This window comes from Janthinobacterium sp. BJB426 (genome assembly GCF_002735705.1).
GTDB lineage: Bacteria > Pseudomonadota > Gammaproteobacteria > Burkholderiales > Burkholderiaceae_D > Janthinobacterium.
The window spans coordinates 247553-268626 of the sequence record NZ_PDZL01000008.1; the positions used below are offsets into that span (position 1 = coordinate 247553).

At 65.0% G+C, this 21074-nt stretch carries 17 protein-coding genes; 12 read left to right on the forward strand and 5 right to left on the reverse strand.

The window, feature by feature from the left end:
• Window positions 1-80: 80 nt before the first annotated feature.
• Entirely contained in the window at window positions 81-269 is a 189-nt protein-coding gene (locus CSQ93_RS15550; protein WP_099378805.1) for a hypothetical protein, read from the reverse strand.
• Between the two features lie 135 nt (window positions 270-404).
• Between CSQ93_RS15550 and CSQ93_RS15555 the strand changes: the two genes are divergently transcribed.
• Window positions 405-1499 carry a transketolase-like TK C-terminal-containing protein gene (locus tag CSQ93_RS15555; RefSeq protein ID WP_099378806.1) on the forward strand — a complete coding sequence of 365 codons (1095 nt, stop codon included), beginning with the start codon at window positions 405-407 and terminating at the stop codon, window positions 1497-1499.
• On the opposite strand, the gene CSQ93_RS15560 is transcribed toward CSQ93_RS15555, so the two are convergent.
• Complete coding sequence (locus CSQ93_RS15560) at window positions 1484-1975, reverse strand: MarR family winged helix-turn-helix transcriptional regulator (RefSeq protein WP_099378807.1); 492 nt, start codon at window positions 1973-1975, stop codon at window positions 1484-1486. The genes CSQ93_RS15555 and CSQ93_RS15560 overlap by 16 nt on opposite strands.
• A gap of 134 nt (window positions 1976-2109) precedes the next feature.
• On the opposite strand from CSQ93_RS15560, the gene aceE reads away from it, so the two are divergent.
• The 9 genes from aceE to CSQ93_RS15605 all read left to right on the forward strand — a co-directional run bounded on the left by aceE (window position 2110) and on the right by CSQ93_RS15605 (window position 12027).
• Window positions 2110-4776 carry a pyruvate dehydrogenase (acetyl-transferring), homodimeric type gene (aceE, locus tag CSQ93_RS15565; RefSeq protein WP_099378808.1) on the forward strand — a complete coding sequence of 889 codons (2667 nt, stop codon included), beginning with the start codon at window positions 2110-2112 and terminating at the stop codon, window positions 4774-4776.
• Between the two features lie 17 nt (window positions 4777-4793).
• On the forward strand, window positions 4794-5420 hold the full coding sequence (gene gstA / locus CSQ93_RS15570) for a glutathione transferase GstA (RefSeq protein ID WP_099378809.1): 627 nt from the start codon (window positions 4794-4796) through the stop codon (window positions 5418-5420).
• Between the two features lie 230 nt (window positions 5421-5650).
• Window positions 5651-7240 carry an aspartate:alanine exchanger family transporter gene (locus CSQ93_RS15575; protein ID WP_099378810.1) on the forward strand — a complete coding sequence of 530 codons (1590 nt, stop codon included), beginning with the start codon at window positions 5651-5653 and terminating at the stop codon, window positions 7238-7240.
• 472 nt (window positions 7241-7712) lie between these two features.
• Window positions 7713-8063, forward strand: coding sequence for a hypothetical protein (locus CSQ93_RS15580; RefSeq protein ID WP_099378811.1), 351 nt, complete (start codon window positions 7713-7715; stop codon window positions 8061-8063).
• Between the two features lie 148 nt (window positions 8064-8211).
• Window positions 8212-8562 carry a VOC family protein gene (locus CSQ93_RS15585; protein ID WP_099378812.1) on the forward strand — a complete coding sequence of 117 codons (351 nt, stop codon included), beginning with the start codon at window positions 8212-8214 and terminating at the stop codon, window positions 8560-8562.
• 179 nt (window positions 8563-8741) lie between these two features.
• Window positions 8742-9932 carry an acyl-CoA dehydrogenase family protein gene (locus tag CSQ93_RS15590; RefSeq protein WP_099378813.1) on the forward strand — a complete coding sequence of 397 codons (1191 nt, stop codon included), beginning with the start codon at window positions 8742-8744 and terminating at the stop codon, window positions 9930-9932.
• Between the two features lie 16 nt (window positions 9933-9948).
• A complete protein-coding gene (locus CSQ93_RS15595) occupies window positions 9949-11094 on the forward strand; it encodes an acyl-CoA dehydrogenase family protein (RefSeq protein ID WP_099378814.1) in 1146 nt (381 codons plus the stop codon).
• A complete protein-coding gene (locus tag CSQ93_RS15600; RefSeq protein ID WP_099378815.1) occupies window positions 11091-11579 on the forward strand; it encodes a MaoC family dehydratase in 489 nt (162 codons plus the stop codon). The genes CSQ93_RS15595 and CSQ93_RS15600 overlap by 4 nt, the downstream gene beginning before the upstream one ends.
• Window positions 11572-12027 carry a MaoC family dehydratase gene (locus tag CSQ93_RS15605; protein WP_099378816.1) on the forward strand — a complete coding sequence of 152 codons (456 nt, stop codon included), beginning with the start codon at window positions 11572-11574 and terminating at the stop codon, window positions 12025-12027. The genes CSQ93_RS15600 and CSQ93_RS15605 overlap by 8 nt, the downstream gene beginning before the upstream one ends.
• 34 nt (window positions 12028-12061) lie before the next feature.
• Here CSQ93_RS15605 and CSQ93_RS15610 read toward each other — a convergent pair whose 3' ends face one another.
• The 3 genes from CSQ93_RS15610 to CSQ93_RS15620 are packed head-to-tail and all read right to left on the reverse strand — an operon-like array spanning window position 12062 to window position 13758.
• The gene (locus CSQ93_RS15610; RefSeq protein WP_099378817.1) at window positions 12062-12769 is read right to left on the reverse strand and encodes a 4'-phosphopantetheinyl transferase family protein; all 708 of its coding nucleotides are present in this window, start codon (window positions 12767-12769) and stop codon (window positions 12062-12064) included.
• A 3-nt stretch (window positions 12770-12772) separates the two neighbouring features.
• On the reverse strand, window positions 12773-13534 hold the full coding sequence (locus CSQ93_RS15615) for a thioesterase II family protein (RefSeq protein ID WP_158301254.1): 762 nt from the start codon (window positions 13532-13534) through the stop codon (window positions 12773-12775).
• The gene (locus CSQ93_RS15620) at window positions 13531-13758 is read right to left on the reverse strand and encodes an MbtH family protein (RefSeq protein ID WP_099378819.1); all 228 of its coding nucleotides are present in this window, start codon (window positions 13756-13758) and stop codon (window positions 13531-13533) included. Before CSQ93_RS15620 ends, CSQ93_RS15615 begins: the two co-directional genes overlap by 4 nt.
• A 306-nt stretch (window positions 13759-14064) precedes the next feature.
• Here CSQ93_RS15620 and CSQ93_RS15625 point away from each other — a divergent pair, with 306 nt between their 5' ends.
• A complete protein-coding gene (locus tag CSQ93_RS15625) occupies window positions 14065-15054 on the forward strand; it encodes a TauD/TfdA family dioxygenase (protein WP_099378820.1) in 990 nt (329 codons plus the stop codon).
• A partial coding sequence (locus tag CSQ93_RS15630; RefSeq protein ID WP_158301255.1) for a non-ribosomal peptide synthetase occupies window positions 15047-21074 on the forward strand: 6028 nt, incomplete at its 3' end. The genes CSQ93_RS15625 and CSQ93_RS15630, both read left to right, overlap by 8 nt.

The following is a 21074-nucleotide window of genomic DNA, read 5'->3' on the forward strand; positions in this document are numbered from 1 at the left end:
TCTCCTCTACTTCCTCCAAGGAAATAGATTCAGCCCGCTTCCATAGCGGGCTTTTTTTTGCCCGCGTGGTACGTGATGCGCTACAACACATTTGCCGCCACGGCCGAACTGTAGTTGCGCGCCAGGGCCGCGATGATGGCGGCCATCGCCTGCGGGTTGTCGGTAGCGCCGAAATGCGCCGCATACAGGCGCTTGGCCGCCTCGACTTGCGCGTTCGTCAGTTTCACGGCGTAAGCCATGCGCACGGTTTCAGGATTGTTCAGCGTCATTTTTCACCTTGAAGACAGGAATTTCGGTTGGCTCGTGTCCCTTGCCCGCGCAAAGGATTGCAATTACAATCGTTGTATTTGCAATCGTATAGGTAATGTCTGCCTTGCGCAAGCGATACCGAGACAGGAGCCGCCATGCATACACCCCTTCCCCATCCGCCACTGCCAGGCGGCGAGACGGGCCGCGCCGCCCATGCCTGCATGGCCGCGCTGGCGCCAGTGTCAGGATCGCCGCTGGCACATGCTTCGCCGCGCCGCGCGCTGGGCGCCATGGCTGGCAGCCTGAAGCAGGGCGGCGCCATGGTGGCGCGGATGCGCAAGGTGGGTACGCAGGCGGGACCATTCCCGGACGGCGACTCCTGGGAAGTGGGCGCGTCCGCGGGCGCCTGGGCCGTGCGCTATCGCCATGGCGCGGCGCAGCCGGAAAAGCCGCTGCTCTACCTGTGCAGCCCCGCCTTGCTGCCGGCCTTGCGCGCGGTGCTGGTTGAATCGGGAGGGCGTGGCATCGTCTGCAATGATGCGGAAACGCAAGCCTCGCGCTGGCCGAAAGGCGTGCAGCCGGCGCTGCCCGCCTGGCTTGCCGCGCAGCACAATTGCATGCCGTTCGACCCGGCGACGGGCGAGGAAGTGCGCGCCATCCTGCGCGCGGCACTGGAAACGCTGTATGTGGAACAGCAGCCAGGTTATTACTACCTGGCCATACATGATGCGGATGCGGTGGCGGCGCCCTTGTCGGCCGCCGATGCGGCAGCGGCCAGCCTGGGCATGTACCGCGTGTCGCCGCCGGATCCTGCGCCATGCCGGGTGCGTTTGTGCGGGGCGGGAAGGATGCTGGCCGTCGTCGCCGATGCCGCCCGCTTGCTGCAGGAGGACTGGGATATTGCCGCGCAAGTGTGGAGTTGCCCCAGCTACACGCGCCTGGCGCGCGATGCGCAGGCGGCGGAGCAGTGGAACCTGTGTCACCCGCGCGCCATTCCAAGACTGGCCCATGTGCGGCGCTGCCTCGATGACAGCGCCGCGCCCGTCATCGCCGTCACCGGCTATGGGCAGCACATCGCGGGCCAGATCGGCGGCCATGTGCGTGGGCGTGTCATCGCCATCGGCGCCGATACCAGCATGGAAACGAGTGCGCCGTGGCTGGTCGTCACCGCGTTGAAAGCGCTGGCCGACGATGGCGCGCTGCCGGTGCAGTTCGTCGAGTACGCGCTGCGGCGTTACGCCTTGCTCTGAACCTTGCCCTGGCCTGCGCCGCGTGCCGCCTCGGCGGCGCGCACGAGGGCGGCGCTGAAGTCTTGCTGCCCGTCGCTGTCAAATTGCGCCAGGAACAGGTCGGCCACCGTGGCCTGGTACACGGCCCACATCTGCTTGCGCAGGATTTTCCCGTCTTCCGTGATGGAAACGAAGGCAGCGCGCCCGTCTTCCATCGAACGCGTGCGCGTCACCAGCCGGTCCGTTTCCAGCTTGTCCACCAGGCGCGTCAGGTTGTAGCGTTCGATGGCAAGCGCGTCGGCCAGTTCGTGCATGCGACGCGAACCGTCGGGGCCGCTTTCGAGTCCCCACAGCACGTCATACCACGCATATACGGGTAGCTTGGCCGCTGCCAGGCGGCGTTCGATCTCGCGGATCATCAAACGGTGCGTGCGCACGAATGAAAACCACAGGTCGGGCGCGGTTGCGGACTTGCTTGCAGGCTCAGTTGCAGACATCGGTATTCCTCCAGATCGATCATAGTTGCAAATGCAATTATAGCGCGATACAATGGCCGGCATAACGATTGCAAATGCAATGATTGCAGTAGCAATCGATCATGACGATGTATGCCCACCCTAAGGAGACTGCCATGACCCCATCCCTCGCCGTACCCGATATCGATCCGCAAGAAACCAAAGAATGGCTGGAGGCGATGCAGGCCGTCGTCGCCGTGGAAGGGCGCCCGCGCGCCCATTATCTGATCGACCAGCTCGTCGATATTGATGCCGCGCAGCACGGCGGCATGCATGGCCGCGTCACCACCGCCTATACCAACAGCATCGCCACGGCGCGCCAGCCCGCTTATCCGGGCGACCTGGTCATCGAGCGCCGCCTGAATGCCTACATCCGCTGGAATGCGATGGTGATGGTGCTGCGCGCGGCCAAACACTCGAACGTGGGCGGCCACATCGCCACTTACCAGTCGGCGGCCGTGCTGTACGACGTCGGTTTCAGCCATTTCTTCCGCGGCCATACGGATCAGTTTGCCGGCGACCTGGTCTACATCCAGGGCCATTCCGCGCCCGGCATCTATGGCCGCGCCTATCTGGAAGGCCGCATCACGGAAGCGCAGCTGGACAATTACCGCCGCGAAGCGGGCCGCGAGGGCTTGTCGTCGTATCCGCATCCCCGTCTGATGCCCGATTTCTGGCAATTCCCCACCGTCTCGATGGGACTGGGGCCGCTGACGGCTGCCTACCAGGCCCGTTTCATGCGCTACCTCGAGTATCGCGACTTGACGCCACACCAGGGTCGCAAGGTGTGGGCCTTCCTCGGCGACGGCGAGATGGACCAGCCGGAATCCCTGGCCGCCATTTCCCTGGGCGGCCGCGAGCACCTCGATAACCTGATCTTTGTCGTCAATTGCAACCTGCAGCGCCTGGACGGTCCCGTGCGCGGCAACAGCAAGGTCATCCAGGAGCTGGAGGGCACGTTCCGCGCGGCGGGCTGGCATGTCATCAAGGTCATCTGGGGCAGCGGCTGGGATGCTTTATTGCAGAGCGACACGAGCGGTTTGTTGCGTCAGCGCATGATGGAATGCGTGGACGGCGATTACCAGACTTTCAAATCGCAGAATGGCGCCTATGTGCGCGAGCATTTCTTTGGCAAGTATCCGGAACTGCTGGCGCTGGTGGCACATATGTCAGACGACGACATCTGGCAGTTGACGCGCGGCGGCCACGATCCCGAAAAAGTCCACGCGGCCTACGCGGAAGCCATGCGCACGACTGGCCGGCCTACCGTGATCCTGGCCAAGACCGTCAAGGGTTTCGGCATGGGTGAGGCGGGCGAAGGGCAAAATATCAACCATCAGCTGAAAAAGATGAGCGCCGACGCCGTGCGCGCGTTCCGCGACCGCTTCGCGCTGCCCGTCAGCGATGCCCAGCTGGAAGAGATGCCCTACCTGAAACCGGCGCCGGACAGTGAGGAAGGGCGCTACTTTGCCGCGCGCCGGGCGCAGCTGGGCGGCTACATTCCGGCCCGCATCAGCAAGGTGGCGCCCTTGCCCATACCGCCGCTGTCCACGTTCGCCACCCAGCTCAAGGATAGCGGCGAGCGGGGCGCGTCCACCACCATGGCCTTCGTGCGCATCCTCGGTACCCTGCTGAAAGATCCCGCCTTGAGCAAGATCATCGTGCCCATCGTGCCCGACGAATCGCGCACGTTTGGCATGGAAGGCCTGTTCCGCCAGATCGGCATCCATTCCTACCTGGGGCAGCTGTACACGCCGCAGGATGCGGGCCAGCTCAGCTACTACAAGGAAGCCAAGGATGGGCAGATCTTGCAGGAAGGCATCAACGAATCGGGCGCCATTTCCTCCTGGATCGCCGCCGGTACGTCGTACAGCAACCACGGCCTGGCCACCATTCCGTTCTACATCTTCTATTCGATGTTCGGCTTGCAGCGCGTGGGCGACCTGGCGTGGGCGGCGGCCGATGCCCGCACGCGCGGCTTTCTGCTGGGCGCCACGTCGGGACGCACGACACTGATGGGGGAGGGACTCCAGCACGACGATGGCCACAGCCACGTGCTGTCGTCCGTGATTCCCAACTGCATCTCGTACGATCCCACCTATGCCTACGAGCTGGCCGTGATCATCCACGACGGCATGCGCCGCATGTTTGCCGAGCAAGAAGATATTTTCTATTACATCACCTTGCTCAACGAAAACTATCCGCACCCGGCCATGCCGGCAGGCGCCGAGGCGGGCATCCTGCAGGGCCTGTACCTGCTGCAGGAAAGCCCGGCAGCGGCGGCCCCGCGCGTGCAGCTGATGGGCAGCGGCTCCATCCTGCGCGAAGTGCTGGCCGCCGGCGTGCTGCTGCAGCAGGATTTCGGCGTGGCGGCCGACGTGTGGAGCGCCACCAGCCTGACGCAAGTGCGGCGCGACGGCCTGTCCGTGGAGCGTTGGAACATGCTGCACCCGGACAGCGCACCCCGCGTGCCGTATATCGCGCAATGCCTGGCTGGCCGGCAAGGCCCGGTGGTGATCGCTACCGATTACATGAAGATCGTGGCCGACCAGGTGCGCCCCTTCGTGACGGACCGGCGCTTCGTTGCCCTGGGCACGGATGGCTTCGGCCGCTCCGATACGCGCGAATCCTTGCGCACCTTCTTTGAAGTGGACCGCCATTTCATCGTGCTGGCCGCCCTGACGGCGCTGGCGGATGGGGGCCAGCTGCCGCGTAGCAAGATTGGCGAGGCCATCGCCAAATACGGCATCGACGTGGAAAAACTGGATCCCGCGTCCGTGTAACTTTTCGAGGAGTGATCATGAAACTGTATTACGCAACGGGAATGTGTTCCCTGTCGCCGCACATCGTGGCCATCGAGGCGGGCATTGCGCTGGAGCTGGAAAGAGTTGATATTCGCAAGATTCCACGCGTCACGGAAACGGGCGCGGACTATGCGCAGGTGAATCCGAACCTGTACGTGCCGGCGCTGGCGCTGGACGATGGCACTATCTTGCTGGAAGGCACGGCCATCGTGCAATACCTGGCCGACCTGGCGCCGGCCAGCGGCCTGGCGCCGCCGCCGGGCTCCCTGGCGCGCGTGCAGCTGCAGTCGTGGCTGGGTTTTATTGCCACCGAGCTGCACAAGGTGTTCAGCCCCTGGCTGTTCCACCCGGAATACGGCACGCAGGCGCAGGACGTGGCCCGCTCGCGCCTGGCCGCACGCCTCGACTATGTGGAGCGGCAACTGGCGGCCGGCGGACCGTATCTGCTGGGCGAGCGTTATTCCATCGCGGATGCCTATCTGTACACCATCCTCAGCTGGTCGGCGCACACCAAGGTGGACTTGTCGGCCTTCCCGCACGTGAGGCGCTTGATCGAGCGTGTCGGCGAGCGTCCCGCCGTGCAGCAGGCCTTGCGCGAGGAGGAGGAGGAGGGCAGATATTGACAAAACATATTTCTATCATCACAACATAGAATTGGATGAATATGCTGCGATGCGGCATCATTCACCTGTCTCCTCTACTTCCTCACAGGAATTAGATTCAGCCCGCTCCCGCAGCGGGCTTTTTTTTGCCCATTTTTAAGGTGCAAAGCTGCGCACGCTTGCTTGTCATCATCGCCATCGTGTTGCTTTTGTGCATGCTAAACTGGGCCTTCCCCAGACCAAGGTTCCTGATGCTTCAATTATTTCGCCACACGCTGGAGTCCACGCCGATTCTCGCCCTGTTTCTCGTCATCGGCGCCGGTTATGCGCTGGGACGCATCAGCGTGTTCGGCTTTTCGCTGGGTGTGGGCGGCGTGCTGTTCGCGGGGTTGGCGCTGGGCGCCTTTGCTCCCGGTTCCGTGCCGCCGCCGATGGTCGGCTCCATCGGCTTGCTGCTGTTCCTGTATGGCATCGGCGTGCAGTATGGCGTGCAGTTTTTCGCCGGCTTGCGGGGCGCGGGGCAGAAACACAATCTGATCGCTTTTGTTGCCGTCATGGGCGGCCTGGCCGTGTCCGTCTGGGGCGGGCAGTGGATCGATATCTCGCTGCGCATGGCCAGCGGCGTGTTTGCCGGCGCCATGACCAGTACGGCCGCCCTGCAGGCGGCGCTGGAAGCGTCGCACGGCAATGGCGACGCGGCCGTCGGCTATGCCGTCGCGTATCCGTTCGGCGTGGTCGGCCCCATGCTGGGCCTGTACCTGGCCGGGCGGATATTAAAACCCGTGCTGACGCCGCCGCCGGCACCCATCGTCGTGTCCGAAATTACCATCGACGAAGCCACATTGGCGGGCGCGGCCCTGTCCGAACTGGCCGATGGCCCGCTGGCGGGCGTGCAAGTAATCGGCGTGCGCCAGGGCCACCAGAACCGCTTGCCCGATCCTGGCCTGGTGCTGGGCGTGGGCGACGCGCTGATGGTGTCGGGCACGGTGGCGGGCGTGGAAGCGGCGCGCACGGCGCTGGGCCATCTGGATCCGGGCCGGCTGATGAAGGACCGCAGCGCGTTCGACGGCACGGAAGTGTTCGTGTCGGACGCGGAAATCGTCGGCGTGCCGCTGGGCGAGTTGAATTTGTCGAAAGATTTTCCCCTGCAGATCGCGTTCATCCGCCGCGGCGATGCCATGATCCTGCCGCACCCGTTCCTGACGCTGGAGTTTGGCGACAGGGTGATGGCCATTGCGCCAGCGAAACATGCGGCCGACGTGCGCAAGCTGTTCGGCAATTCCATCACGGCCACGGCCGAGTTCAGCTATGTCTCGCTGGGCATGGGCATGGTCTTGGGTGTGCTGCTGGGCCTGGTGCCGATTCCCTTGCCATGGATAGGCTCGTTCAGCCTGGGCCTGGCCGGCGGCCCGCTGGTGATGGCGCTGATCCTGGGACGCCTGGGCAGGGTGGGCAAGATCAGCTGGCGCTTGCCCCTGTCGGCCAACCTGGTCATGCGCAACTATGGCTTGACGATTTTCCTCGCTTCCGTCGGCATGGCGTCCGGCTTGCCCTTCGTGCAGCAAGTGGGTGCGGATGGCTTGCCCATGCTGGCGCTCGGCGCCGTGACGGTGCTGGTGGTGGTCGCATTGGTGGTGATTTTGGGCAAGGTCTTCCTGCGCCTGCCGTTTCCTGAATTGCTGGGCATTGCGGCCGGCGCCACGGGCAACCCTGCCGTGCTGGTGTTCGCCAACCGCCTGGCCAAGTCGGACCGCCCGAATCTGGGCTACGCCATGATTTTCCCCAGCATGACCATCGTCAAGATTGTTGCCGTGCAGGTGCTGCTGCATTTGTATGGGTGATGGCGGTCAACAGCAGACATTCGCGTCAACGTGACAATGTGTGAGTTTTTCTTCCTGGTAATTCGTTAAGCTCTGGATCCGCATTCTGCAGGAACCGCTCAAACAGATGAATGTGCAGGTGGTGCAACTGATATAGGAAAGAAATTCATGAGGAATAATGTATGGTTGGGTGCCGTATTTTTAGTATCTTTCCTTTCAGGATGCGCCAAATCTCCGCCAGAGAAGACCCCAGCGGAAATTGAAAAAATTGCGTTTGATTGTGGTGCAACAAAGCCACAAATTGAGGCATGGTTTGCAACGCATAAAACCGGTTGGGCGGAACACACCGCCGAGGGCGTAAAGTGCATTCAAGATCACCCGTAGGCGGCGAGGGAATATTCCCTCGGCACCGATGTCAGTCATGTTTTTTTCGGCCATCGATCAGCAATAAAGCCAGGTAACAAGCAATAAATACTGACGCAACAGAATTCATATGCCAATCAAAGCGAGTCCTTTTTGCTTCCAGGAGCAATTCGACTGGGGCGCAGACATATACTCCGTTTATTACGATGGTGGCTTGGTAATACGCGTCCTTCGAAATCGCAACCAAGATGAGGGAATCGAGGTTACATTTTCCCAAGTTGAAGGTTTTCGGCTTCTGGATGAAATCTCTCTGGCGGAGTACTGGGTTGCTGAAGACTTCCCTTCAGCTTATCCGGTCCTTGAGGTGTTCGATGGCAAATGGGCGAGGGAAGAAGACGAGCGTCTTGGCCTATATCCAGCAGCAGCGAGAGTGGATCATTGTGACGGCTGGGGCCTGCGTCAGCGTTTTCTCGCAGCATGAACCAGAGATTCGTGATGCAGTCTGGCGTGCCAACGCTTAGCGATTGCCCACGCTGAATGAATTGGGCCGCCAATGATTCAGTATCGCATCCCACGTCCGCTTTTGAGGTGAATCCTGATAACAACTATCATTGGCAGTGAGGAAAACTATGCAAGTCACGCGTATCGTTGCAAATTTCCTGGCGTCGGATCCGGGCCTGGCGCGGACGTTTTACGAGGACGTGCTGGGCCTGAGCCTGTTGATGGACCATGGCTGGATCATGACGTATGGTTCGCAAACCGAGATGAGCGTTCAAGTGAGCTTTGCGACGGAAGGCGGCTCGAACACTGCCGTGCCCGACCTTTCCATTGAAGTCGATGACGTGGATACCGCATTCGAACGCATGTCCGGAGCAGGGTTCCCTATTGAATATGGCCTCACCGATGAACCTTGGGGTGTCAGGCGGTTTTTTGTGCGCGACCCGTTCGGCAAGCTCATCAATATTTTGTCGCACACATAGACGCGGTGCCACGGCAGCCAGCCGATTCCACCCGCTTCCCTTGCCGCGCCAGCCATTGTAAAAGGCCTGGCACCGCTCCCAATCTGTTGTACAATCCTTGAGAACGGTCGTGCTTTTTTGTGCGCTGAGCTTCCTTGCGTGCAGTCATCACGGCAACCGATAAGAACAAGGAGACAGACATGGACCTGCATTACACTGCCGAGGAGAGCGCCTTCCGCGACACGGTGCGCGCCTTCCTCGATACCCATTTGCCGGCGGACTTGCAGCGCAAGGTGCGCCAGCATCTGCGCCTGAACCGCGACGATTACGTGCGCTGGCACAAGATTGTCGCGCAGCAAGGCTGGGCCGCGCCGGCCTGGCCCGTCGAACATGGCGGCACGGGCTGGACGGCCGTGCAGCGCCATATCTGGGAAGACGAGTGCGCGCGCGCCGCCACGCCGCCGATCCTGCCCTTCGGCGTCAACATGGTGGCGCCTGTCATCATGGCCTTCGCCAACACCGAACAAAAAGCATATTATTTGCCGCGCATTTTGAATTGCGACGACTGGTGGTGCCAGGGTTACTCCGAGCCGGGCGCCGGTTCCGACCTCGCCTCGCTGAAAACCACAGCCCAGCGCGACGGCGACCATTACATCGTCAACGGCCAGAAAACCTGGACGACGCTGGGCCAGCACGCGGACATGATCTTTTGCCTGGTGCGCACGGATAGCACGGTGCGCAAGCAGGAAGGCATCAGTTTCTTGCTGATCGACATGAAAACGCCGGGCATCACCGTGCGCCCCATCATCATGCTCGATGAAGAGCACGAAGTGAACGAAGTGTTTTTTGATAACGTGCGCGTGCCCGTCAGCAACCTGGTGGGTCAGGAAAACAAGGGCTGGACCTACGCCAAGTATCTGCTGGGGCACGAGCGCACGGGCATCGCCGCCGTCGGCCGCTCCAAGCGCGAGCTGACTTTCCTCAAGCAGCTGGCCATGCAAAAAGCCAAGCGCGGTGCGCCGCTGCTGCACGATCCCGCCTTTGCGGCCAAGGTCGCCACGCTGGAAATCGAGTTGATGGCGCTGGAAATGACGGTCTTGCGCGTCATCAGCGACGAAGGCAAGGGGCCGGGACCGCAGGCGTCGATGCTGAAGGTGCGCGGTTCGGAACTGCAGCAGCAACTGACGGAACTGATGGTCGAAGCCATCGGCCCGCAAGCCTTGCCGTTTGACCCCGATTTTCTTGACGGCAGCGCGCCGCACGGCGCTGGCGGCGACGACCTGGCCGCGCCGCTGGCCGCGTATTACTTCAATTACCGCAAGACATCGATCTATGGCGGCTCGAATGAAATCCAGAAAAACATCATCACGCAGATGATCCTGGGCCTGTAAGCCAGAAGGAGACGACATGGACTTTCATTTTAATCAGGAACAGCAGCAATTCGCCGATGCGCTCAGGCGCTGGGTCGACAAGGATTACCGCTTTGAAACGCGGCAAAAAATCATCCATTCCGCCACGGGCACGTCCGATGCGGCCTGGGCCACTTTGGCCGAGCTGGGCATGACGGCCTTGCCGCTGCCGGCCGGTGCGGGCGGCTTCGACGGTACGGCCGTCGACATGCTGCTGGTGATGCAGGAACTGGGCCGTGGCCTGGTGGTCGAACCGTATTTCGCCACCGTGCTGGGCGCGCGCTTTTTGAGCCTGGCCGGCGGCCACGACGGCGTGCTGGAACAGGTCGCCAGCGGCAGCCTGAAGCTCGCTTGCGCGCTGGGCGAACGCCAGTCGCGCCACGATATGCACGACATCGCCACGACCGCCACCGCCAGTGGCGACGGTTTCGTGCTGGACGGCGAGAAAACCGTCGTCATCCACGGCGCGCAAGCGGGCGCCTTGATCGTGTCGGCGCGCAGCAGCGGCGGCCAGAGCGATACGGATGGCATTTCGCTATTCCTCGTGCCTGTTGACGCGCCCGGCGTTTCCGTGCGCGACTACCGCACCATCGACGGCCAGCGCGCCGCCACCGTCACCCTCGTGCAAGTGGTGCTGGGCCACGACGCCCTGGTTGGCCAGGCGGGGCAGGGCTGGGCCGTGCTCGACGCGGCCGTGGATTTCGGCGCCGCCCTGCTGTGCGCGGAAGCCGTGGGCGCCATGGACGCCATCTTTGCCGCCACTCTGGAATACCTGAAGACGCGCCAGCAGTTCGGCGCGCCGATCGGCAAGTTCCAGGCTTTGCAGCACCGCATGGCCGACATGTTCATCCACCTGGAACAGGCACGTTCGATGGCCATGCTGGCCGCCGCCAAGGTCGACAGCGACGACGTGGCGGAGCGCCGCCGTACGGTCTCCGCCGCCAAGGCGCGTGTGGGGCTGGCTGCCACCTTTGTCGGTCAGCAAGCCGTGCAATTGCATGGCGGCATGGGCGTCACCGACGAATTGCCCGCTGCCCACCATTTCAAGCGCCTCTCCATGATCGCCCTGACCCTGGGCGACGTGGACCATCATATCGAGCGCTTTATCGCCCAGCCGGGCTTTTTGCCGACGGAGACCGCATGACCGCATCGCCTGCCACCACCCCGAAACACTGGTATTTCGAAGATTTCACGCAAGGCCTGGAAATCGACCTGGGCCTGCGCCACGTAACGGAAAAGGAAATCATCGCCTTCGCCACGGATTTCGATCCGCAGCCATTCCACGTCGACCATGCGGCCGCCGAAAAGACCATCTTCAAGGGCGTCATCGCCAGCGGCTGGCATACCTGCGGCATGATGATGCGCCTGGTGGTGGATAACCTGCTCAAGCATTCGTCCAGCATGGGCTCGCCCGGCCTGGACAGCATCCGCTGGCTCAAACCCGTGCGCGCCGGCGACACCTTGCAGCTGACCTACCAGGTCAAGGAAGTGCGCCCATCCACGTCGAAGCCGGACCGCGGCATCGTCATTTCCGTGTGGAGCGTGCGCAACCAGCATGGCGAAGTGGTAACTACCGTCGAAGGCATGGGCATGTTCGGCCGCCGTCCTGCAGGCGAAAACCATGCGTGACATCGCCGGCATCGCCGGTTTCCAGGCCTTGTCGGGACAGCACGTGGCCGTTTCCGACTGGCTGACCATCACCCAGCAGCGCATCGACACTTTTGCCGACGCCACGGACGACCATCAGTGGATCCATGTGGACGCCGAACGCTGCGCACGTGAGTCGCCCTACGGCTGCACCGTGGCGCACGGTTTCCTGACCTTATCCCTGCTGCCGGCCATGTTGCAGGGAGCGCTGCACATGGCCGGCATCCGCATGGCCATCAACTATGGCCTGAACAAGGTGCGCTTTCCTGCGCCCGTGCCTGTCGGCAGCCGTTTGCGCGCACGGCTCGACATCCTCTGCGTCGACGACGTGCCGGAAGGGGCGCAAGTGAACTGGGCTGTCACCATGGAGCGCGAGGGCGACACGAAACCCGTGTGCGTGGCGGAGTTCCTGATGCGTTGCTATCCCTAGGGCAGGTGGCTGACGAGAAGTGTCAAACCATCGTTTATCCGCGGGGGCTGTCGGCAGCTGACAGGCAGCGGAGACTGAGCGGCGCTGCCGGCTGCTGCGAGCAGACGGCAGCATACGATGCCGCATCGCCGTGCGGAAGGTCGCGGCAGTAATAGGGGATGGTAGCGGGCGTGCCTTCATGGCGCACCCGCCACAGTCCGGTGTCCACGGGGGCAAAGCTGAGCAGCCGGCAATCGACGCTCAAGCCCGTGCCGAGCGCCTTCAGATACGCTTCCTTGCGCGTCCACAACTGGTAAAACCGCTGACGGCGCTGGTCCGGCGCCAGGGCCGCCATGGCCGCGCGCTCGTCGGCGTGGCACAGCAAGTCGAGCAGGGGATCGAGATCGAGCGGGGTTTCCGCACACTGTTCCACGTCCACGCCGACGGCATGGCGGGCGACGGCGAGCAGCATCGCGTCGCCGCTATGGGACAGGTTGAAATGCAGTGCATGCCCGGCCAGTGAGGGCTTGCCGAAGGCGCCGTGCCGGAAAGCGACGGCGGCGGGTGGCACCTCCAGGTAATCAGACAGTATCTGGCGCAGAACACCCTGCGAGCGCCGGTAGCGCGTTTGCAGGGCAAGGCTGCGGAAACGGTCCGCCTTGTCGTTTTCCAGCCGATTCAGGCTGGCGGCAAACGCATCGAGGCGGCTGTCGTCCAGGTCGACCTGCCATAGCGCAATTTCCTGCGCCTCGGGTATTTGCATAGCTTAGTCCTGCGCCAGCGTGGCGCGGATATCGGCCAGCACCGCCCTGGCGTGCGTCTCGATGAAAAAATGCCCGCCGTCATGCCAGATGCTGTGGCAGCTCCCCGAGGTTTCCAGCGCCCATGCCGCCACGCCGTCTGGGCTGACGCGTGCATCGGCGCGCCCCGCCAATACCGTCAGCGGCACCGTGAGTTGCGGGCCGGGGTGGTAGTGGTAAGTTTCCACCATGCAAAAATCGGCGCGCAAGATCGGCAGCAACAGGGCCATCAGTTCGCGCTCGTCCAGCAGTTCCTGCGGCGTGCCGTCGTAAGTGCGCAATTCTTCCAGCAGGGCGTCATCGGGCAAGAGGTGCAGCATGCGCGATGGCGGGCGGCGCTGCGGCGCGTTCGCGCCGGACACCAGCAGCCGCAGCGGCGGCGGCACATCCAGGCGCGCCAGGCCGCGCGCCACTTCGAACGCCAGCAGGGCACCCAGACTGTGGCCGAACAGGGCGTAGGGCCGGGGCGTGGCACGCAGTTCGCGGGCCAGCGCCTGCGTCAGCTCGCCTGCCAGCGGCAGCAGCTGGTCCTGCGGCGCTTCCGCCATGCGCCGTCCATGGCCGGGCAACTCGATGGCGCACACTTCGATGGATGGCTCCAGCCTCGCTTGCCAGGCACGGAAGGCGGCCGCGCTGGCGCCTGCATGGCCGAAGCAATACAGGCGCAGTGCACGCGTGGCATGCGGCTGGCCGCGCACCAGCCAGCTGGCGCCCAGGCCAGCGCTCACGCTACTTCGGCTTCCCGCGCGCCAGCGTCCATGGCCTGGCGCAAGCTCAGCGGACGCATGTCGGTCCAGACCTGCTCGATATGCGCCAGACATTCCTCCTTGCTGCCCCGCTTGCCGGCTTCGCGCCAGCCGACCGGGATGGCCTTGTAGTCGGGCCAGATCGAGTATTGCTCTTCCTCATTGACGACAACGTAAAAACGGGTATCAGGGTGATCCCAACTCATGCTGACTCCTTTGATCGGTAAGGGCGCCCATGCGCGGTGAAATCATTCTAAATCTAAATGATTATGATTCCTATTTATATTTCATTGTTTTACTGATAAACTTTGAAAAAGTCAGTTCAATTTGAGTTTAAGTTTAATATTGTTTTAAAGATAACGCAATAGCGGTTTCTTACAGACACTCACAATCCCCGATCGCGACGATTGCAGGCGGATTCCAGGCGCACTCTACAAGAGACATTCCATCCAGGGTCTTGCGGACTTGACCGCTCGCCAGGACCTTACGCAATCTCAGATGAAGGAGTTGGCATGCACTCGGCAACAAGTACGGTATTCGATGGTCCGCTGGAGGTATCACCGTTATTCCCGGGAGGCAGCCTTCCCTTGCTGGTCACGCCGGGGCAAGGCGGGCAGTGGCCGGCTGCCATGCCGGCCATGCTGGCCGCCGCGCAAGCCCACCTCGACGAGGCGGGCGGCCTGCTGTTTCGCGGTTTCGGGCTGCACGGCGAGCAGCCGTTCCAGCAATTTGCGCGCGCGTTCGGGCATGAGTTGCTGACCTATGAATTCGGCTCCACGCCCCGTTCCGCGCTGGGCAAGGGCGTGTACACCTCGACCGAGTATCCGGCGCACCAGGTGATTCCCCTGCACTGCGAACAGTCCTATACGCGCCAGTGGCCGATGAAGATCTGGTTCCATTGCATCGTGGCCAGCGCGCAGGACGGCGAGACGCCGATCGCCGACAGCCGGCAGATCTTTGCGCGCCTCGACCCGGCCCTGCGCCGGCATTTCGAGCAAAAACGCCTGATGTACGTGCGCAATTACGGCAATGGCCTGGACTTGCCATGGCAGGATGCGTTCAACACGCATGACCGGGCGGAGGCGGAGCGCTATTGCCGGGCCCAGGACATCGCCTTCGAGTGGAAGGATGATGGCGAACTGCGCACGCGGCAAGTGTGCCAGGCGGTGGCACGGCATCCGCGCACGGGGCAGGATGTGTGGTTCAACCAGGCGCACTTGTTCCATGTGTCGAACCTGGCGCCGGCAGTACGCGAATCGCTGCTGATGCTGGTCGACAGCGACCTCGATCTGCCGCGCAATGTGTATTACGGCGACGGCTCGCCAATCGAGGAGTCGGCGCTGCAGGAGATTCGCGGCGTCCTCGATGCGTGCACGGTGATGTTCCCGTGGGTCGAGGGCGATGTGCTGATGCTCGATAATATGCTGGCCGCGCACGGCCGTTCGACCTTCAAGGGCGCCCGCAAGATCGTGGTGGCGATGGCGGAGGCGGCGCATGAATGACCTTGCCGCCGGCTGGCCAGCCGGATTTCCCGTCGCCGGACAGGCGCTGAGCCACGGCCAGCGCGCCCTGTGGACGTTCTACAAGATGGCGCCGGGCAGCCCTGCCTACAATATGGCGTTCGGCGCCGAACTGGCCGGTCCCGTCGACGCGGCGCTGCTGCGCCAGGCCTTCCTGCATGCGCAGCAAAGCTATGAAGTGCTCGGCTGCGTGTACGCGGAAGGCGAGGACGGGCCGCGCATGCTGCGCCGCGCGGCACCAGGCGAGGACTTTGCCGTCGACACCACGCAGGGCCTGGGCGAGGCCGGTGCGCGGGCCTACCTGGCCCGCCAGGCCGACCTGCCATTCGTGCTCGAAGACGATGCGCCCGTGCGCGCGCGCCTGCTGGTCGACCACGACGGCGGTGAACAGCGGTTTTATCTGATGGCGTCCATGCATCATATCGCCGCCGATTTCTCCAGCAGCTTCGTGTTCCTGGAAACGCTGTTCGAGGCCTATGAAACTTTGCGCGCTGGCCAGGCGCTGGTGCTGCGTCCCGATGCGCTGTACCGTGAGTGGCTCGACGAACACAGCGCCATGCTGGCGGGACCGCGGGGACGGCGGCTGGAGCAGTTCTGGCGCGAGCGCCTGGCCGGCGAACCGGGGCCGTTGCAGCTGGCTACCGATTTCCCCCGCGCCGCATCGCCGGCCTTCGAAGGCGCCGAAGTCGAATTCGCGATCGGCGCGGAAGAAGCGCAGCAGCTGCGCCTGCTGGCCGCGGACCAGGGCGTGTCGCTGTATGGCTTGCTGATGGCGGCCTATCTGGCCTTCATGCACCGCTATACGGGAGAGCCCGAATTCCTCATCGGCACGCCGGTGGCGGGCCACAGCGGCGCGCGTTACCGGAATTTGCTGGGTTTTACGCTCAATGCGATACCGCTGCGCGCCGATTGCCGCGCCGATCCGGCCTTCGCCGATTTCCTCGCCGCGTGCTGGCTGCAATTGCGCAGCGCCCTGAAGCACCAGCAATATCCGCTGGCGCTGATGACCGAGCATTGCGCGCCGCTGCAGGATGGCGCGCGCACGCCGCTGTTCCGCCACATGATGACCCTGGTGCCGCTGGGCGCGCGGCCCGCGCTGGGACGCCACGTGGCGCGCGAACTGTTCGCCACCCAGCGCGGCGCGGCCAATGACATGAACTTGCGCTGGCAGGATTCGGGCGCCGGCCTGCTGGGGCAGTGGCGCTATGACACGGGCCTGTTCCACGGCGCCAGCATCGAGCGCATGGTCGAGCACTTCCGCGCGCTGCTGCGCGATATCGTGGCGCACCCGCAAGCGCGCCTGAGCCAGTTGCGGCTGGCACCGCGTTATTTGTCGCAGGCGCAGGGCCAGCCTTTGCCAGCCGATGCCGCGCCCACGGCGCTGCAGATGTTCCTGCGGCAGGTGGCGCTGCATCCGCAGCATATGGCGCTCGACGCGCCAGGCGGGCGCCTCAGCTACGCGCAGCTGGACCAGGCCGCGCTGCGCCTGGCCATGCGCCTGCAGGCGGCCGGTGTCGCTGCCGGCGACAGGGTCGCCTTGCTGCTGGCGCGCGATACGCCGCTGATCGTCGCCATGCTGGCCGCCTGGCGCGCGGGCGCCGCCTACCTGTGCCTGGATAGCGGCTTGCCGGCGCTGCGCCTGCGCCAGATGCTCGACGATGCCGGCATCGCGCTGACGGTCGGCAGCGGCGCGGCGCCCGCGCTGCTCGAAGGGCGCCGCTGGCTCGATGTTGATGCCGTCGATGCCGATGCCGACATTGGCGCGGCATGGCGCGCGTCCTTGTGCCATGCCGAACTGCCGGCCTACATCATCTATACCTCCGGGTCGACGGGCGCGCCCAAGGGCGTGTCGCTCAGCCAGGGTAACCTGGCCGCCTACGTGGCAGGCGTGATGCCGCGCCTGGCCTTGCCGCCGCAGGCCAGCATGAGCGCCCTGTCGTCGCTGACGGCCGACCTGGGCTACACGGCGTGGTTTGGCGCGCTGCTCAGTGGGCGCACCTTGCGCCTGATCGGCGACGCGCACAGCGCCGATCCGGAAGTGCTGGCGGACCTGCTGGAAGCGCAGCCGCTCGATTGCCTGAAGATCGTGCCGTCGCACCTGAAGGCGCTGCTGTCAGCCAGCCGCCCGGAACGGCTGCTGCCGCTGCATTGCCTGGTGCTGGGCGGCGAGGGACTGGACCCGGCGCTGGTGCGCCGCGTGGGCGAATTGCGTCCCGGCTGCCGCGTGGTCAACCATTACGGCCCCACCGAAACGACGGTCGGTTGTCTGGCGCAGGAGGCGGCCACGGCGCCAACGGGCTTGTCCGCGTACGTGCCGGTAGGCGCGCCACTGGCCGGGCGCACCGCCTATGTGCTCGACGCGCGCGGCGAGCTGCTGCCGCTGGGCGCCATCGGCGAACTGTATCTGGGCGGCGCCGGCGTGGCGCACGGCTACCTGGGCCGCGCCGGCCTGAGCGCCGAACGCTTCATTCCCGATGCCTTCGGCTTCGTGCCAGGCGCGCGCCTGTACCGCAGCGGCGACAGGGTGCGCATGCTGGACGGCGGCGTGCTGGAGTTCTTCGGCCGCAGCGATGACCAGGTCAAGATCCGCGGCTTCCGCGTCGAACTCGGCGAAGTCGAGGCCTGGCTCAAGGCCCGCGTGGAACTGGCCGATGCGGCCGTGGTGGCGCGTCCGCTGCCGGGCGGCGACGGCTTGCGCCTGCTGGCCTGCGTGGTGGCGCGCGATGGCGCCGCCGCGCAGGCGGGCCTGATCGACACGCTGCGCGCGGCGATGGCGCAAGCGTTGCCGGAAGCGATGGTGCCGGCCCTGTGGCAGGTGCTGGCGCGCCTGCCATTGCTGGCGAACGGCAAGGTTGACCGCAAAGGCTTGCCGGAACCTGCTTTGGCCGCACCGGCAGCTGCAGCCGCAGCGGCCGCGCCGCGCAGCGCCCACGAGAACGTGCTGGCCGAAGTGTGGGCCGAAGTCCTGGGCGGCACGGCGGACGGCGTGTCGCTGCACGACAATTTCTTTGCCAGCGGCGGCGACTCCATCCTCGGCCTGCAAATGATCGCCAGGGCGCGCAAGCGGGGCTTGAAGCTGACGCCGAAAAACCTGTTCGACCATCCCAGCATCGCGCAGCTGGTCACCTGTATCGCCGCACCGGCGCCGGCGCCGTCCGCGCCTGCCGTGCAGCTGGAACATGCCGCGCCGTTTGCACTGGCGGGCCTCGATGCGGCGCAACTGGCGGCCCTGCAGGCGGCGCGTCCGGGCTTGCAGGATGCCTATCCGCTGTCGCTGCTGCAAACGGGCTTGCTGTTCCACAGCCGCCTCGATGCGGAGGAGGGCGGCAGCGGCGTGTATTGCAACCAGCTGGTGCTGGAAGTGAATGGCCCGTTCGCGCCGGACGCCATGCGCGTGGCGTGGCAGCAAGCCATCGACGCGCATGCCATCCTGCGCACGGGTTTTGCGTGGCAGGGGCTGGAACAGCCGCTGCAATGCGTGCAGACCGCCACCACCCTCGACCTGCTGCAGCTGGACTGGCAGGCGCTCGACGCAGCAGGGCAGGACGAGGCGCTGCAGGCATTCTGCAGCGCCGACCGCAAGCGCGGCCACGTGCTGGAGCAGGCGCCGCTGATGCGCGTGGCGCTGGTTCGCCTGGCAGCGCAGCGCTGGCTGCTGGTCTGGAGCCGCCATCATTTGATCGTCGATGGCTGGTGCTCGGTGATGCTGCTCGAAGAGGTGCTGGAACGCTACCGCGCCAGCCAGGCTGGCGGCATCCCCGTGCTGCCGCGGCGGCCCGCCTACCGCGACTATATCGAGTGGTTGGGACGGCGCGGCGGCGAGGCGGCGGGCCGCGCGTTCTGGCGCGCCCGCATGGCCGGCGTGGAAGGCGCCACGCCCTTGCCGCCGCTGCTGCCGGCGTCCAGGTCCAATGGCGTGCACCAGACCCTGGCGCTGCACTTTGGCGCGGAAAAAGCCGAGCGGCTGCGGCAGCTGGCGCGCAGCAGCCAGGTGACCCTGAATACCGTGATGCAGGCCGCGTGGGCCATGCTGCTGGCGCGCTACAGTGGTCAGCAGGACGTGATTTTCGGCGTGACCTCGGCCGGCCGCCCGGCGGATTTGCCCGGTGCGCAGGACATGCTGGGCGTCTTCATCAACACCCTGCCGCTGCGCCTGCAGCCACGCGGCGCGCTGGCGCTCGGTGAATTCCTGCGCGCCGTGCAGCAGGAAAATGTCGAGATCCGCGAGTACGAACAAAGTCCGCTGGTCGATATCCAGAAGCAGGCGGGCCATGGCGGCGCGCTGTTCGATACCCTGATGGTCTTCCAGAATCTGCCGATGGCGCAGGGCCGGCGCTGGAGCTGTGCCACGCCGCAAGGCCCGCTGCAGCTGCACCAGCGTGACAATCACGAGCAAAGCAGCTATGGGCTGACCATCGAGGTGATGCCGGACCAGCACATCGACGTGCTGTTCAGCGCTGATGCGGGACGCCTGCCCGAAGCGCAGCTCAAGGCGCTGATGCGGCACTACCAGCAACTGGTGGAAGCGCTGGCGCAGGCGGCGGGCAGCGAGGTGCTGGCCGCGCTGCCCATGCTGTCCGCTGCGCAGGCGCACGACCTGTTGGAGCAGGGCCGCAACGAAGGAGGGCCTTGGCGCGACGAAGCCGTGCACGCGCAGTTCGAGCTGCAGGCCGTGCTGCACCCGGATGCGCTGGCGCTGCTGTACCAGGACGAGGCGCTCAGCTACCGCGCGCTGAATCTGCGCGCCAACCGCCTCGCGCACGCGCTGCTGGCGCGGGGCGCGGGGCCGGAAGTACGCGTCGGCATCGCCGTCGAACGCTCGGTCGACATGCTGGCCGGCTTGCTGGCCATCCTCAAGACGGGCGCGGCCTACGTGCCGCTCGATCCCGGCTATCCGGCCGAACGCCTGGCCTACATGATCGCCGACAGCGGCATGGCGCTGCTGCTGACGCAGGCGTCCGTGCTGCCTCGGCTGGCGCTGCCGGCGGGACTGCCGGTGCAACTGGTGGAACAGCCATCCGCGCTGGAGCACGATCCCGGCCACGCGCCGCTGCCGCAGCAGCTGGCCTACGTGATCTACACGTCCGGTTCGACGGGCAAACCGAAGGGCGTGGGCATCGCGCATCAGGCGTTAAGCCGGCATGCGCAAGTGTCCGTCGGCTTCTTTGGCTTGACGGCGCGGGACCGCGTGCTGCAGTTTTCGACCTTGAACTTCGACGGCTTCGTCGAACAGGCCTGGCCGACCCTGTGCGTGGGCGCGGCGCTGGTCTTGCGCGGCCCGGAGCTGTGGGACAGCGAGACGTTTTACCAGGCGCTGCACCGCTACCGCATCAGCGTGGCCGATTTGACGACGGCCTACTGGTCGCTGCTGGCGCAGGATTTTGCCCAGCACGGCCCGCGCGACTACGGCGCGCTGCGCCAGGTGCACGCGGGCGGCGAGGCGATGCCGCCGGAAGCGCTGCAGGCGTGGCGCCAGGCGGGCATGCGCCACATCCGCCTGCTCAATACGTATGGGCCGACGGAAGCGGCGGTGACGGCGGCCACGCTTGACTGCGCGCCCTACCTCGATGGCGCGGCGCCGGCGCAGATGCCGATCGGCCTGCCGCTGGCGGGGCGCGCGCTGCAGGTGCTGGATGCGGACCTGGCATTGACGCCGCCCGGCGCGGCCGGTGAACTGTGCATCGGCGGCGCCCTGCTGGCGCGTGGCTATCTTGGCCGCGCGGCGCTGACGGCCGAACGCTTCGTGCCGGACCCGCACGGCGCGCCCGGTGCGCGCCTGTACCGCACGGGTGACCTGGTGCGCTGGCGCGGCGGGCAGCTCGATTACCTGGGCCGCATCGACCACCAGATCAAGATCCGCGGTTTTCGGGTGGAGCTGGGCGAGATCGAGGCGCAGCTGCTGGCGCAGCCTGGCGTGCGCGAAGCGGTGGCGGTGGCGCAGGACAGCGCCGCCGGCGCGCGCCTGGTGGCGTATGTGAGTCCGGCGCAGGTGTCGGTGGAGG

What these genes read in the sequence shown, in the direction of transcription:
- CSQ93_RS15595 (WP_099378814.1), top strand. Translation starts at nt 9,949, where the DNA reads ATGGACTTTCATTTTAATCAGGAACAGCAGCAATTCGCCGATGCGCTC.
- CSQ93_RS15605 (WP_099378816.1), top strand. Translation starts at nt 11,572, where the DNA reads ATGCGTGACATCGCCGGCATCGCCGGTTTCCAGGCCTTGTCGGGACAG.
- CSQ93_RS15610 (WP_099378817.1), bottom strand. Translation starts at nt 12,769, where the DNA reads ATGCAAATACCCGAGGCGCAGGAAATTGCGCTATGGCAGGTCGACCTG.
- CSQ93_RS15555 (WP_099378806.1), top strand. Translation starts at nt 405, where the DNA reads ATGCATACACCCCTTCCCCATCCGCCACTGCCAGGCGGCGAGACGGGC.
- CSQ93_RS15585 (WP_099378812.1), top strand. Translation starts at nt 8,212, where the DNA reads ATGCAAGTCACGCGTATCGTTGCAAATTTCCTGGCGTCGGATCCGGGC.
- CSQ93_RS15620 (WP_099378819.1), bottom strand. Translation starts at nt 13,758, where the DNA reads ATGAGTTGGGATCACCCTGATACCCGTTTTTACGTTGTCGTCAATGAG.
- aceE (WP_099378808.1), top strand. Translation starts at nt 2,110, where the DNA reads ATGACCCCATCCCTCGCCGTACCCGATATCGATCCGCAAGAAACCAAA.
- CSQ93_RS15575 (WP_099378810.1), top strand. Translation starts at nt 5,651, where the DNA reads ATGCTTCAATTATTTCGCCACACGCTGGAGTCCACGCCGATTCTCGCC.
- CSQ93_RS15590 (WP_099378813.1), top strand. Translation starts at nt 8,742, where the DNA reads ATGGACCTGCATTACACTGCCGAGGAGAGCGCCTTCCGCGACACGGTG.
- CSQ93_RS15560 (WP_099378807.1), bottom strand. Translation starts at nt 1,975, where the DNA reads ATGTCTGCAACTGAGCCTGCAAGCAAGTCCGCAACCGCGCCCGACCTG.
- CSQ93_RS15600 (WP_099378815.1), top strand. Translation starts at nt 11,091, where the DNA reads ATGACCGCATCGCCTGCCACCACCCCGAAACACTGGTATTTCGAAGAT.
- CSQ93_RS15580 (WP_099378811.1), top strand. Translation starts at nt 7,713, where the DNA reads ATGCCAATCAAAGCGAGTCCTTTTTGCTTCCAGGAGCAATTCGACTGG.
- CSQ93_RS15625 (WP_099378820.1), top strand. Translation starts at nt 14,065, where the DNA reads ATGCACTCGGCAACAAGTACGGTATTCGATGGTCCGCTGGAGGTATCA.
- gstA (WP_099378809.1), top strand. Translation starts at nt 4,794, where the DNA reads ATGAAACTGTATTACGCAACGGGAATGTGTTCCCTGTCGCCGCACATC.
- CSQ93_RS15550 (WP_099378805.1), bottom strand. Translation starts at nt 269, where the DNA reads ATGACGCTGAACAATCCTGAAACCGTGCGCATGGCTTACGCCGTGAAA.